Genomic DNA, 14117 nt, shown 5'->3' with positions numbered 1-14117 from the left:
GTTTGTCAGGATGAAGCGCAATTACAGCGCTTTCAGGATCGCATCCACGCTGGCCTTGGCGTCGCCAAACAGCATGTGGGTGTTATCTTTAAAGAACAGCGGGTTCTGCACGCCAGCATAGCCGGTGTTCATAGAGCGTTTGAAGACAATGACGTTCTGCGCCTTCCACACTTCGAGAACAGGCATACCCGCAATCGGACTACGCGGGTCGTCCTGCGCCGCCGGGTTAACGGTGTCGTTGGCGCCAATCACCAGCACGGTGTCGGTGTCGGCGAAATCATCGTTGATCTCGTCCATTTCCAGCACAATGTCGTAAGGCACCTTCGCTTCCGCCAGCAGCACGTTCATGTGGCCTGGCAGACGCCCCGCCACCGGGTGAATACCAAAGCGAACCTTGATGCCGCGCGCGCGGAGTTTCTCGGTGATTTCCGCCACCGGATACTGCGCCTGCGCCACCGCCATGCCATAGCCTGGGGTGATGATGACGGAATGCGAGTTTTTCAGCATCTCTGCGGTCTCTTCCGCGCTGATTTCACGGTGTTCACCCACTTCCTCATCAGAACCGGTTGATGAGCCGTCAGAACCGAAGCCACCCGCGATGACGCTGATAAACGAACGGTTCATCGCCTTACACATGATGTAAGACAGGATCGCACCGGAAGAACCGACCAGCGCACCGGTGACAATCAGCAGGTCGTTGCTCAGCATAAAGCCTGCCGCCGCCGCCGCCCAACCGGAGTAGGAGTTCAGCATGGAAACCACCACCGGCATATCTGCTCCGCCGATAGACGCCACCAGATGCCAGCCGAAGGCCAGCGCGATGATGGTCATCACCAGTAACGCCAGCACCTGCAAGCCTACGCTTTCGGTACGCACGAAGACCACCAGCAGCACAAAGGAAACGACCAGCGCCGCCAGGTTCAGCTTGTGGCGGTTAGGCAGCATCAGCGGTTTGGAAGAGATCTTCCCGCGCAGCTTGCCGAACGCCACAATCGACCCGGTGAAGGTCACCGCACCGATGAAGATGCCGAGGAACACTTCGGTCAGGTGGATGTTCACCAGAATCGGCTCCAGGCCCGGTTCGTGGTACAGGTAGCTGTTGAAGCCCACCAGCACCGCCGCCAGACCCACGAAGCTGTGCAGAATGGCAACCAGCTCCGGCATCTCGGTCATTTCAACGCGTTTCGCCAGACGAATACCAATCGCGCCGCCGATGATCATCGCCACCAGGATCCACGCCACGTTGCCGGTGTCCGGCCCAAAGATGGTGGCAATCAGCGCAATCGCCATCCCGGCGATACCAAAGTTATTTCCCTGCTGAGACGTTTCGTGTTTGGAAAGCCCCGCCAGACTGAAAATAAACAGGATTGCAGCAACAATGTATGCGGCTGTAACTAATCCTCCAGACATATGCTACCCCTTAGCCTTTACGAAACATTTTCAGCATGCGCTGAGTCACGGTGAAACCACCGAAAATATTGATACTGGCGATCAGCACCGCAATGAAGCTCAGGAAGCTGATCCAGCCGCCATGACCAATTTGCAGCAATGCCCCGACCACGATAATCCCGGAGATGGCATTGGTGACCGACATCAGCGGGGTATGCAGCGCATGAGAAACGTTCCACACGACGTAGTAACCCACCACGCAGGAGAGCGCGAAGACGGTGAAGTGGCCAAGGAACTCTTTTGGCGCGACATCCGCCAGCCAACCAAACAGGATAATAACCAGCGCCATGATGGCGTATTTGCGCCACGGCGACGCAGGTTTTGCTGGCTCCGCGGGCTCTGGCGCCGCTTTCGGCGCAGCCTGAGGTTGAGCGGAAACCTGAATCGGCGGTGCAGGCCAGGTGATTTCCCCTTCACGCACCACGGTAACGCCACGCACCACCACATCATCAAAATCAACGGTAATGTTGCCGTCTTTCTCTTTGCAGAGCAGCTTCAGCAGGTTAACGAGGTTCGTGCCGTACAGCTGAGAGGACTGGGTTGGCAGACGCCCTGGCAGGTCGGTATAACCGATCACCTTCACGCCGTTCGCGGTCGTCGTGACCTGGTTTGGCACGGTATACTCACAGTTACCGCCGTTTTGCGCCGCCAGATCGACAATAACGCTGCCCGGCTGCATGGAATCCACCATCTCACGGGTGATCAGCTTCGGCGCCGGTTTACCCGGAATAAGCGCGGTGGTGACAATGATGTCCACCTCTTTTGCCTGCGCCGCAAAGAGCGCCATTTCCGCCTTAATAAAGGCTTCAGACATGACCTTCGCGTAACCATCACCGCTGCCCGCTTCTTCCTTGAAGTCCAGCTCAAGGAATTCGGCGCCCATACTCTGCACCTGCTCCTTCACTTCCGGCCGGGTATCAAACGCGCGAACAATAGCGCCCAGGCTGTTTGCGGCCCCGATAGCGGCAAGACCTGCCACACCGGCACCAATCACCATCACCTTCGCGGGTGGTACTTTACCTGCCGCCGTAATCTGACCGGTAAAGAAGCGACCAAACTCATGCGCAGCTTCGACAATGGCGCGATAGCCGGCAATGTTCGCCATGGAGCTCAGCGCATCCAGAGACTGCGCGCGCGATATACGCGGCACGGAGTCCATCGCCATCACGGTGACACCGCGTGCTGCCAGCTTCTCCATCAGCTCCGGGTTTTGGGCTGGCCAGACAAAGCTCACAAGCGTCGTGCCCGCGTTCAGCAGTTCAATTTCACTCTCTTCCGGTGCGTTGACCTTCAGAATGATGGGTGATTGCCAGACCTCAGCACCGTCCACTACTTCCGCGCCAGCCTGAGTAAAGGCCTCGTCATCGAAACTCGCCAGTTTGCCCGCGCCGCTTTCAATCGCGACGGTAAAACCCAGTTTAAGCAGTTGCTCCACCGTTTTTGGTGTCGCCGCTACGCGGGTTTCATTGGCTAACCGTTCTTTTGGTACCCCAATACGCATAGTTTTCCCTTCCATCGGTTTTTGATGATGGTTTGTCGATAATTGCCCACGGTTTGTATCAATTTTCACCATCGAGATAACAACGGAGAATGATTAACCCCGGAAAATAAAACAGTAACAAACTTTCTATAACCTACTGAAAATAGCGCCCGTGATCTACCGCCAGAAAACACTATTTCTTACTTTATCTGTGAAAAATAAGCGATCGGGGTCACTGACAGAGATATTTACCTTAAATTCGCCTTCAGGACCGATAAATCGCGCAAGCGAAGCGGTAAAAACATGATATAGCGCCATAAAAGAACAACTCATTAACATTAAATTAACTTGTAAAAGTCATATGCTTAATCAGTTTTGCTTGTGAAGCGCCTGTTTTTTCCACATATCACAAAATGTTATCGAATCAGGTCCTTTGGTGAGCACAGGCTGTGAAAAATGCCGCAGACAGCGACGGGTGTTAAATGCCATAATCGGGACCGTCTCAAATTAACAACAACACCAGTACATGGTTTGCGCAAGGCGAAGGATTATTTTTATGAAGCTTAAGAACACACTCCTGGCGTCCGCACTTCTTTCCGCGACCGCCCTGTCTGCGAATGCCGCGACAGAGTTGACGCCGGAGCAAGCGGCAGCGTTAAAACCTTTTGACCATACGGTCATTGTGGGTCGCTATAACTCAATTGGCGATGCCGTCGCCGCCGCATCAAAAGCCGCCGATAAAAACGGCGCTGCCTCGTTTTACGTTGTTGACCAGTCCGATCAGGGCAACAGCGGCAACCAGCGCGTGACGATTGCGCTGTACAAAGAGAATGCCCCAAAAGCAGATGAACAGAAAAACCGCGTGATTAACGGCATTGTTGAACTGCCGAAAGATCAGGCTGTTCAGCTGGAACCGTATGACACCGTGACCGTTCAGGGCTTCTACCGCAGCCAGCCTGAAGTTAACGATGCCATCACCAAAGCCGCGAGAGAAAAAGGCGCTTACGCGTTCTATATCGTGCGTCAGGTTGATGCCAACCAAGGCGGAAACCAGCGCATCACCGCCTTCATCTATAAGCAAGATGCGAAAAAACGCGTAGTACAAAGCCCGGATGCCATTCCAGCGGATTCAGATGCGGGACGTGCCGCGTTAGCGAAAGGCGGTGAAGAAGCGAAGAAAGTGGAAATTCCGGGCGTTGCAACCTCGGCGGCACCAAGCGCTGAAGTGGGTCGTTTCTTTGAAACCCAATCCACCAAAGGCGGTCGTTATACCGTTACGTTACCAGACGGCACGAAAATTGAAGAGCTGAACAAAGCCACTGCCGCGCAGATGGTGCCGTTCGACAGCATCAAGTTTACGGGCAACTATGGCAACATGACGGAAATCTCCTATCAGGTGGCGAAACGTGCTGCGAAGAAAGGCGCGAAGTATTACCACATCACCCGCCAGTGGCAGGAACGTGGTAACAACCTGACCATCAGCGCCGATCTGTACAAGTAACAAAACGGTTTCATAAAGGCGGCGCAGTGCCGCCTTTTTTGTTACTTTTTTTCTGATTTCTGCCACACGTCATTGCATGCATCCTTCACACTCCGTAAAATCCCGCGCCTTAGCGTGATCCACCATTTTTATGCGCCTTAGCGAAATAATTATTCTGGATTTGGACTTTTCATAACAGGAAGCCAATGGAAAAGAAACTTGGCCTGAGTGCTTTAACTGCACTTGTATTGAGCTCAATGCTGGGCGCGGGCGTATTCAGTTTGCCGCAGAACATGGCGGCCGTCGCCAGCCCGGCCGCATTACTGATTGGCTGGGGCATTACCGGTGTCGGGATTTTGCTGCTGGCGTTCGCCATGCTGCTGCTGACCCGTATCCGACCGGATCTGGACGGCGGAATATTCACTTACGCCCGGGAAGGTTTCGGCGAGCTGATCGGCTTCTGCTCCGCCTGGGGTTACTGGCTGTGCGCGGTGATCGCCAACGTCTCCTATCTGGTTATCGTCTTCTCGGCGCTCAGCTTCTTTACCGATACGCCCGAACTGCGCCTGTTTGGCGACGGCAATACCTGGCAGTCCATCGTCGGCGCCTCGGTCCTGCTGTGGATAGTTCACTGGCTGATTTTGCGTGGCGTCCAGACCGCAGCCAGCATTAACCTGGTGGCGACGCTGGCCAAGCTGGTGCCGCTTGGCCTGTTCGTCGTGCTGGCCTTCCTCGCCTTCCGTCTCGATGTCTTTACGCTCGATTTCAGCGGCATTGCGCTGGGCGTACCCGTTTGGGAACAGGTGAAAAATACCATGCTGATCACCCTGTGGGTGTTCATCGGCGTTGAAGGTGCCGTCGTGGTCTCTGCCCGCGCGCGTAACAAGCGCGATGTGGGACGCGCCACGCTGCTGGCCGTACTGGCGGCGCTGGGCGTTTATCTGCTGGTGACGCTGCTGTCGCTCGGCGTGGTAGCTCGCCCTGAACTGGCGGAAATGCGTAACCCGTCCATGGCCGGGCTGATGGTGAAAATGTTGGGTCCCTGGGGGGACGTGATTATCGCGGCGGGTCTGATTGTTTCCGTTTGCGGCGCCTATCTGAGCTGGACCATTATGGCAGCGGAAGTCCCGTTCCTGGCCGCCACGCACAAAGCGTTCCCGCGCCTGTTTGCCCGTCAGAACAAAAACAGTGCGCCATCGGCCTCTCTGTGGCTCACCAACATCAGCGTGCAGGTCTGTCTGGTGCTGATCTGGCTCACAGGATCGGACTATAACACGCTGCTGACCATCGCCTCCGAGATGATTCTGGTACCCTATTTCTTAGTGGGCGCATATCTGTTAAAAATTGCGACCCGCCCGGCACACTATGCGGTAGGCGTCGGTGCCTGTATTTACGGTCTATGGTTGTTGTATGCTTCCGGACCGATGCATCTGCTGCTGTCCGTGGTGCTCTACGCGCCGGGCCTGCTGGTGTTTATCTACGCTCGCCGTACACATCAGCTTGATAATGCCCTTAAGCGCCGCGAAATGGCATTGATAGGTTTGCTGTTAGTCGCTGCCGTACCGGCAACGTGGATGTTAATGGGATAGCGCCGCCTGTCCCATTGTTGAACTGAAAAGGAGATTACGATGGGACACACGCAGCAACGCCCAATATTGATCACTGGCGCAGGCCGCCGCATTGGCCTCGCCCTCGCCCATCACTTTCTCAATCTTCGCCATCCGGTTATCGTCAGTTACCGCACGGAATATCCCTCCATTGAAGGGCTACGAAATGCCGGAGCAGTCTGCATTCAGGCGGATTTCTCCACAGATGAAGGTATTCTCGCCTTCGCGGACAAAGTGAAGTCGACCACCCACGGACTGCGGGCGGTTATTCACAACGCCAGTACCTGGCTTCCCGAAAAAGCAGGACATTCACTCAGCGAAACGCTCGCCTGCATGATGCAGATCCACGTTAATGCGCCTTATCTGCTCAACCATGCCCTACAGGATTTACTGCGCGGACACGGCCATGCCGCAGGAGACATTATCCATTTCACCGATTACGTGGTGGAGCGAGGAAGCGACAAACACATCGCCTATGCGGCCAGCAAAGCCGCGCTGGATAATATGACCCGCTCTTTCGCACGCAAGCTGGCGCCCGAGGTAAAGGTCAACGCGATTGCTCCGGCGATGATTTTATTTAACGAAGGCGATGATGCCGAGTATCGTCAGCAGGCGCTCAACAAGTCGTTAATGAAAATTGCGCCCGGCGAGAAAGAGGTGATCGACCTGATCGATTATCTGCTGACCAGCTGTTACGTCACGGGCCGAACGTTTGCCGTGGACGGTGGCCGCCCGCTGCGCTAGTGAAAGCGGCTCCAGAAGAAGATGAGCACCCAGGCGCTGAGGCTCCAGCAGACCACCGCCCCGCCCAGCGCCAGGGGCAGACGCATAAAACCGGTGAAGTACCACAGCGACAGCAGGTAGATAAAATATGGGATGATCGACCACATCCCGAACACAATGGTGGCGCGCAGTGCCTCAATACCCCGCTCAGAGGCCACAATATAGTGCGCGATTAACGCAAAGGTGGGAAACAGCGGGATCAGCCCGGCAATATAGTAGTTCTTCGTTTTAGCCAGCACCCCAATCAGCAACACGACCAGCGCACCTAGCGCGGCTTTTATCACCAGCCCCATTCTTTTCCCTTAACAATCAAATAACATTCCCGTGCAGGATAACGGAACTCCGGCTAATTTTGAAAGATTAATGGAAGGTTAAGGTTGCGCGGTGTATGTTGACGTTTTTCGCGATGACAGACGTTGTATGAATAAGATTGTTTATGTTGAAGATGAACCCGAGGTGGGGCAATTAATCGCCGCTTATCTGGGTAAACATGATATGGAAGTGGTTGTCGAGCCTCGTGGCGATCGCGCTGAAGACGTCGTCAACCGCGAAAATCCGGATCTGGTGTTGCTGGACATCATGCTGCCCGGGAAAGATGGTATGACGCTCTGCCGGGATCTGCGCGCGAAATGGGACGGCCCGATCGTGCTGCTGACCTCTCTCGACAGCGATATGAATCATATTCTGTCGCTTGAGATGGGCGCAAACGACTACATCCTGAAAACCACGCCGCCGGCGGTTCTGCTAGCCCGTTTACGCCTCCATCTGCGTCAGCGTGCCAGCGCTGAGCGTGAAGCGCCTGCGCCCTCCTTAACGCCGCATAAAGCGATGCGTTTCGGCACACTTTCTATCGACCCGGTCAACCGGCAGGTTATGCTTTCCGGGGAGCTGATTGCGCTCTCAACCGCAGATTTTGACCTGCTGTGGGAGCTAGCAACCCATGCCGGACAAATTATGGACCGGGATGCATTACTGAAAAATCTGCGCGGCGTAAGTTACGACGGAATGGATCGTAGCGTTGATGTGGCGATTTCACGACTGCGTAAAAAACTGTTGGATAACGCCACGGAACCTTACCGCATCAAAACCGTACGCAACAAGGGCTATCTGTTTGCACCGCACGCCTGGGAAACCTGAAAAAGGAGCAAACAGGAATATTCGAAAAATAACTGACGATGCATCGGAATTGTTATCGATATTCGTCGAAAGTTATCGATTATATGCATCGTCAGTTATGACATATCCCCTGGTCTGATTCCTCTCTCCAGTTCTATTTCGATGTGCATTTTTCGCGTAAACAAAAGTAGCGCTAATGTATTTGATTGCTATAGTACAATATATATTCAGCAGAGCAGGCACCATCATCGATCAAAAATCCGTCACTTAAATGCACATTAGGCTAAAAATGATCTTTACAATTGACTTAATCATTATCTTATCCTTATGAAAACAAAGGGGATAATGGCAAACATATAAATAATATCGATCTTTTTCAATAGCTTACGTGTTTGCAGAAATCTAATTCTCATGCTAAACCTTATACTCTCTCAATTATTTAATGAAAGAGGTATAGCAATGTCATGGAGAGTCATTAGCTCGGTAATTTGTCCTAACACGGGAATCGTTTATTCAAGCATCTTGGGACTCAAGTTCTTGAAACTCATCATTTGGTATGAAAGCGATGTCTATTTGTACCCCGGTGACAGGATATATCCGACAAAAAATGGCGTCTTCATAAATGGTGTTTTCAAGCCTATATCGATATACAACATATCACCTTACAACGAAATGTTGTGGAGTGAAATTAAAAACAAGATGGCCTGCCCATACAATCGAAACCAGCACGAGGAGATATGCACTTACGCGGTGCATTGCAACGCGCGGAAATGCCCGCATGGGTTTGCCACCAACCCACTGATTGTCAGCACAGGTAAATCCAGACATTAGCGAAAATCGGAAATATTGAGATCAAGATAATTAATATTTCTGCTGCACCGCCTTTGTCCGGATAAATCTCCGTGACTACAGCCCAAATGCTCCTGTGGGGACATTTGGGCTGTAGTCACGCCTGGCAACTCTGGCTTCTTGTACCAAATTAATTTTTATTGTGCAATTTTAAGCAAGCCATCCGGAAGGCTAAAATAAAAATTGCTAATTAACCCTGCCCGTGCATTAATGGTCTCGTTAGTCCGATCCAATAATAGTTGGACAAGTTGCATGACAATCCTCATAACCAGGCGCTATCGCTGATATCCCCTCCTTTTGAGTCCACACCTTAGCATTATATGTTTATTAGCTTTTATATCACTTCGGAAATGTTCAAATGGAGTCTTTATGTCATCAAAAATTTTAGGTCTGGTTAAGTGGTTTAAGGAAGATAAAGGCTTTGGTTTTATCTCCCCTGTAGATGGCAGCAAAGATGTTTTCGTGCATTTCTCTGCCCTTCAGGGAGAGAACTTCAAAACACTTTTTGAAGGTCAGAAAGTCGAATTTATCATCGTAAGCGGCGATAAAGGCCCTGCTGCTGCGAATGTAACGCTTTGCGATAAATAATATCAGCACACAGCCGCGTTGACGATGATGTTGCTTCTGGCTCGTGGACTGCACAAGCAGTCTACAATCCGATGCTAACTGCTTGTAAATCAGTAAAGTGTTATTGAGGTCAGGCGGCCGCGAAAAACATCGTCTCTTCCACTTCTTGTATGAGTATTTCTTCAGAGACGCTGAGAGGATTTAAACAAAGCGCTACAGTAGGGACAGACAAGCTGGGCCCCCTTTTGTATGCGAGTGAAACTGTGCTCTGACTCTTTAGCGCAGTTTGGACATGAACATTTGACTAAATAATTGCGACGAAGTTGCGAGTTTTTACGTCCCGACATAGGCTGCTCCTGAATGAAAAGGATTGCCACCATACACGTTAAGGCAGGATATTGCTTGCTTTTATTTCCCAAAGAGAGCAAAAAATGGAAAGGAGCCACGCTTCTGGAACATACTTACCTTACACAATCACAAAGAGATATAGAGTGATATATGAAAAAGGTGATCATTTTTTTAATGCCAACCCCAGCAAAGTCATTATCGTGCTTAAGGGCATAACGTCTGTACGCCAGACATATCCGGATGGTGAAGAAATTAATCTTCAGATCATGACTGCAAGCTTTCCGTCGTTGACGGGAGATCATAATTCTATCTATGTTGCTTCAGACAGGGAACTTACCTCTCAGGAAATATCTGATGCTGCCAAACAATATTTATAATATTTTCTGTCACTAGTCCGGTTAACAACACAGCATTTATTTCACTCAGAATGAGAAAAATTACAATCCATCATTATTAATGCCTGCAAAATGCAGGCTTTTTTACGACATTGCCCTTTAAATTTAACTATTCCGCATAATCGTGCTGCTCACTTTGCTCCCTCTGTTTCCGAAGAAAGTGTATCATCAACCTTCTTCGTTCCTGTGGTGATATGGATGTCCACGCAGGGCTGACGAAGTAAAGCCGGGTTCTTAATTGATTGATTTAGCGGTGCTATCCAATGAAAAAGCTGTTTGTGCAGTTTTATCTCCTGCTGTTTGTCTGCTTTCTGGTGATGACCATGCTGGTCGGGCTGGTCTACAAATTCACCGCAGAGCGCGCGGGCAGGCAATCCCTGGACGATCTGATGAAAAGCTCGCTCTATCTGATGCGTAGCGAGCTGCGAGAAATTCCTCCTCATGACTGGGCGCGCACGTTAAAAGAGCTGGATCTGAATCTGTCGTTTGATTTGCGTATCGAACCCATGAAGGATTTTGACTTAGCGCCGCCTGCGATGCAGCGTCTGCGCGACGGAGACATCGTCGCACTGGACGAGAAATATACCTTCATTCAGCGTATTCCGCGCAGCCATTATGTTCTGGCCGTCGGGCCAGTGCCCTATCTCTATTACCTGCACCAGATGCGCCTGCTGGATCTCGCTCTGCTGGGCTTTATTGCCATTTCGCTCGCTTTACCTGTGTTCATCTGGATGCGACCGCACTGGCAGGACATGCTGAAACTGGAATCCGCCGCACAGCGTTTTGGAGAGGGTCATTTAACTGAACGCATACATTTCGACAGCGGTTCCAGTTTTGACCGGCTCGGTATTGCCTTCAACCAGATGGCCGATAACATCAACGCCCTGATTGCCAGCAAGAAGCAGCTGATCGACGGCATTGCGCATGAACTGCGCACTCCGCTGGTACGCCTGCGTTATCGCCTGGAGATGAGCGAGAACCTCACCGGGGCGGAATCGCAGGCGCTCAATCGGGATATCGGCCAGCTTGAAGCGCTGATTGAAGAGCTGCTGACCTATGCCCGCCTCGATCGGCCTCAGACGGAGTTGCACCTCAGTACACCGGATCTCCCCGTCTGGCTACAGACGCATATTAACGATGTGCAGAGCGTTAACCCTCAGCGAAAACTGCTGACAGCCATTACCCCCGGCGCGTACGGCGCACTGGACATGCGCCTGATGGAACGCGTGCTGGATAATCTGATGAACAACGCCATGCGCTACAGCGAAACGACGCTGCGCATAGGTTTAGATTTGCAGGGAAGCCAGGCGATTCTGTGTGTGGAAGACGATGGCCCCGGCATTGAGCCGGCGGAGCGTGAAAAAGTTTTTGAGCCGTTTGTGCGCCTCGATCCCAGCCGCGATCGGGCTACCGGCGGCTGTGGTCTGGGGCTGGCAATTGTCCGTTCTATTGCCCAGGCGATGGGCGGTTCGGTTCGCTGCGAAGCGAGCGAGCTGGGTGGGGCCCGGTTCGTCTTTAGCTGGCCGATCTATCACAATATTCCCCTTCCCGTACCTGCCTGACCTAAACCGCACGCTGGCCTGACCCGGCGTGTTGTGCTATATCAAAAGTATGTTGTAACTAATTAAGGGCTGCCATGGCAACTTACGATCTCATCGAAAGGCTTAACACCACATTTCGGGAAATAGAGCAGGCGTTACTGACCCTCACGGGGCAACTTCAGGACTGCCGCCTGCTGGCCGCCCGCGTCTTTTCTCTGCCCGAGGTGGTGAAAGGCGCCGAGCACGACCCGCTGAACACCATTGAGGTGACGCAGCATATTGGCAAGGCGGCGCTGGAAATGACGTTGCAGCACTTTCGTCGCCTTTTCATCCAGCAGCAGTCTGAAAATCGCAGCAGTAAGGCCGCCGTTCGCCTGCCCGGCGTCATCTGCCTGCAAACGGATGCCGCAACGCGTGAAGGAATTGAGGCGCAGATTACGCATATCAATACGCTGAAAGCCGCCTTTGAGAAGATTGTAACCGTTGAGTCCGGGCTGGCGCCGGCTGCCCGTTTTGAATGGGTGCATCGACAGCTTCCGGGGCTGATCACCCTGAATGCTTACCGCACGCTGACGGTACTGCGCCACCCCGCCACGCTGCGCTTCGGCTGGGCCAACAAGCACATCATTAAAAATTTCACGCGCGATGAGATCCTGGCTCAGCTGGAGAAAAGCCTGAAATCGCCGCGAACGGTCGCCCCGTGGTCGCGGGAACAGTGGATTGAACGGCTGGAGCAGGAGTACCACAGCATTGCCTCCCTACCAGCTGATACCCGTCTTAAAATAAAGCGTCCGGTGAAGGTACAGCCTATCGCCCGCGTCTGGTACGCCGGACAACAAAAGCAGGTGCAATACGCCTGCCCGACGCCGCTGATTGCGCTCTACGATGCCGATCAGGGTGCGGTGGTGCCGGATATCGGGGAACTGCTGAATTACGATGCTGAAAACGTTCAGCATCGCTATAAACCCCAGGCGCAGCCGCTACAGCTGATTATTCCGCGGCTGCACCTGTATGTGGCGCAGTGATTATCTGAGGCTGCCCACCATCGCTTCCGGGCGGACCCAGGCATCAAACTCGGCGTCCGTCAGGTAGCCCAGCGCCAGCGCAGAGGCTTTCAGGGTAAGCCCCTCTTTGTGCGCTTTTTTAGCGATTTCGGCCGCTTTGTCATAACCAATATGGGTGTTCAGCGCCGTTACCAGCATCAGAGACTCATTCAGCAGCTGGCTGATTCGCTCGCGATTAGGCTCAATGCCCACCGCGCAGTGCTCGTTAAAGCTCTCCATGCCATCGGCCAGCAGACGAATCGATTGCAGTACGTTGTGGATCACCATCGGGCGATAGACGTTAAGCTCGAAGTTACCCGACGCGCCGCCCATGTTGACCGCCACGTCATTACCCATCACCTGACAGCACAGCATGGTCATGGCTTCGCACTGCGTCGGGTTCACTTTACCCGGCATAATGGAGCTGCCCGGCTCGTTTTCCGGAATGCTGATTTCGCCGATGCCGCAGCGCGGGCCGGAGGCCAGCCAGCGCACGTCGTTGGCGATTTTCATCAGCGAGGCCGCCAGCCCTTTCAGCGCGCCATGGGTATGCACCAGCGCATCACAGGTCGCCAGCGCTTCGAATTTATTCGGAGCGGTAACAAACGGCTGCCCGGTGATCTTCGCCAGCTCTTCGGCCACGCGCACCGCGTACTCGGGATGGGTGTTTAAGCCAGTGCCCACCGCCGTCCCGCCGAGCGCCAGCTCCGCCAGATGCGGCAGGCTGTTGTCGATATGCTTAAGATTGTGCTCCAGCATTGCCACCCAGCCGGAGATCTCCTGACCAAGCGTCAGCGGCGTGGCGTCCTGAAGGTGCGTACGACCAATTTTAACGATGTCGCGGAAGGCCTGCGCTTTCTCGTTAAGCGTAGATTTAAGCACGTTGAGCTGCGGGATAAGCTGCTCGCGGATTGCGATGACGGCCGCCACGTGCATGGCCGTCGGGAACACGTCGTTGGAACTCTGGCTTTTGTTCACGTCATCGTTCGGGTGGACCTTGCGCTCCATGCCGCGCACGCCGCCAAGCAGCTCGCTTGCGCGGTTCGCCAGCACCTCGTTCATGTTCATGTTGCTCTGGGTGCCTGAGCCGGTCTGCCAGATGGCAAGGGGGAATTCGTCGGGATGTTTGCCCGCCAGCACTTCGTCGGCGGCATTGATGATGGCGGTGGCTTTATCGGCATCCAGCAGGCCCAGATCCTGATTGACTTTGGCGGCAGCGCGTTTGGTCAACGCCAGCGCCTGGATTAGCGAGACGGGCATTTTCTCTGTCGAAATGCGGAAATGCTCCAGGGAACGCTGAGTTTGTGCGCCCCATAGCTTGTCGGCCGGGACGTCGATGGCGCCCATGGAGTCTTTCTCGCGGCGATGCATTGTCATTACTTACTCCTTGATAACAAAGATGGGATTGCTCACATGCTTAAGAGATAAGTATTGATGACTTCTGAGAAACGTTATGGCG

13 protein-coding genes and 1 pseudogene are annotated in these 14117 nt (G+C 53.2%); 9 read left to right on the top strand and 5 right to left on the bottom strand.

What is annotated here, in order from left to right; genetic code table 11:
* Positions 1-21 precede the first annotated feature (21 nt).
* Together pntB and pntA are read right to left on the bottom strand one after the other, a co-directional pair.
* Positions 22-1410, bottom strand: coding sequence for a Re/Si-specific NAD(P)(+) transhydrogenase subunit beta (gene pntB, locus ACOTWU_RS14150; protein WP_015570645.1), 1389 nt, complete (start codon positions 1408-1410; stop codon positions 22-24).
* A 10-nt stretch (positions 1411-1420) separates the two neighbouring features.
* On the bottom strand, positions 1421-2950 hold the full coding sequence (pntA, locus tag ACOTWU_RS14145; protein ID WP_032648158.1) for a Re/Si-specific NAD(P)(+) transhydrogenase subunit alpha: 1530 nt from the start codon (positions 2948-2950) through the stop codon (positions 1421-1423).
* Between the two features lie 535 nt (positions 2951-3485).
* Between pntA and ydgH the strand changes: the two genes are divergently transcribed.
* The 3 genes from ydgH (at position 3486) to folM (ending at position 6760) form a co-directional block, all read left to right on the top strand.
* A complete protein-coding gene (gene ydgH / locus ACOTWU_RS14140) occupies positions 3486-4430 on the top strand; it encodes a DUF1471 family protein YdgH (protein WP_000769339.1) in 945 nt (314 codons plus the stop codon).
* A gap of 185 nt (positions 4431-4615) precedes the next feature.
* Complete coding sequence (locus tag ACOTWU_RS14135) at positions 4616-5998, top strand: amino acid permease (RefSeq protein WP_003857548.1); 1383 nt, start codon at positions 4616-4618, stop codon at positions 5996-5998.
* Between the two features lie 39 nt (positions 5999-6037).
* On the top strand, positions 6038-6760 hold the full coding sequence (gene folM, locus ACOTWU_RS14130; RefSeq protein ID WP_003857550.1) for a dihydromonapterin reductase: 723 nt from the start codon (positions 6038-6040) through the stop codon (positions 6758-6760).
* On the opposite strand, the gene ACOTWU_RS14125 is transcribed toward folM, so the two are convergent.
* Positions 6757-7092 carry a GlpM family protein gene (locus ACOTWU_RS14125; RefSeq protein WP_017384576.1) on the bottom strand — a complete coding sequence of 112 codons (336 nt, stop codon included), beginning with the start codon at positions 7090-7092 and terminating at the stop codon, positions 6757-6759. The two genes, folM and ACOTWU_RS14125, sit on opposite strands and share 4 nt — an antisense overlap.
* A 127-nt stretch (positions 7093-7219) precedes the next feature.
* Between ACOTWU_RS14125 and rstA the strand changes: the two genes are divergently transcribed.
* The 3 genes from rstA to ACOTWU_RS14110 all read left to right on the top strand — a co-directional run bounded on the left by rstA (position 7220) and on the right by ACOTWU_RS14110 (position 9352).
* Positions 7220-7936: a two-component system response regulator RstA gene (rstA, locus tag ACOTWU_RS14120; protein WP_015570649.1), complete on the top strand. Its 717-nt coding sequence runs from the start codon at positions 7220-7222 to the stop codon at positions 7934-7936.
* 390 nt (positions 7937-8326) lie between these two features.
* Entirely contained in the window at positions 8327-8746 is a 420-nt protein-coding gene (gene iraM, locus ACOTWU_RS14115; protein ID WP_015570651.1) for an anti-adapter protein IraM, read from the top strand.
* Positions 8747-9133: 387 nt separating this feature from the next.
* Positions 9134-9352, top strand: a complete 219-nt coding sequence (locus tag ACOTWU_RS14110; RefSeq protein WP_017384577.1) for a cold shock domain-containing protein — start codon at positions 9134-9136, stop codon at positions 9350-9352.
* A gap of 161 nt (positions 9353-9513) precedes the next feature.
* Here the strand turns inward: ACOTWU_RS14110 and ACOTWU_RS14105 are convergent, their stop codons facing one another.
* Entirely contained in the window at positions 9514-9678 is a 165-nt protein-coding gene (locus ACOTWU_RS14105) for a YnfU family zinc-binding protein (RefSeq protein WP_213083756.1), read from the bottom strand.
* Positions 9679-9829: 151 nt separating this feature from the next.
* Between ACOTWU_RS14105 and ACOTWU_RS14100 the strand changes: the two are divergent.
* From ACOTWU_RS14100 to tus, 3 genes and pseudogenes are all read left to right on the top strand, one after another.
* Positions 9830-10056, top strand: a pseudogene (locus ACOTWU_RS14100) (hypothetical protein).
* A 281-nt stretch (positions 10057-10337) separates the two neighbouring features.
* Positions 10338-11636 carry a two-component system sensor histidine kinase RstB gene (gene rstB, locus ACOTWU_RS14095; RefSeq protein WP_017693541.1) on the top strand — a complete coding sequence of 433 codons (1299 nt, stop codon included), beginning with the start codon at positions 10338-10340 and terminating at the stop codon, positions 11634-11636.
* 74 nt (positions 11637-11710) lie between these two features.
* A complete protein-coding gene (tus, locus tag ACOTWU_RS14090; RefSeq protein ID WP_040117576.1) occupies positions 11711-12640 on the top strand; it encodes a DNA replication terminus site-binding protein in 930 nt (309 codons plus the stop codon).
* Here tus and fumC read toward each other — a convergent pair whose 3' ends face one another.
* Positions 12641-14035 (bottom strand): class II fumarate hydratase, encoded by a 1395-nt coding sequence (gene fumC, locus ACOTWU_RS14085; RefSeq protein WP_017693543.1) that lies wholly within the window; start codon positions 14033-14035, stop codon positions 12641-12643.
* Between the last annotated feature and the right edge of the window lie 82 nt (positions 14036-14117).

The sequence above is a fragment of the Enterobacter cloacae complex sp. GYL001 genome (genome assembly GCF_049237125.1).
GTDB lineage: Bacteria > Pseudomonadota > Gammaproteobacteria > Enterobacterales > Enterobacteriaceae > Enterobacter > Enterobacter hormaechei_C.
This window is presented reverse-complemented; position numbering and strand designations above follow the sequence as displayed.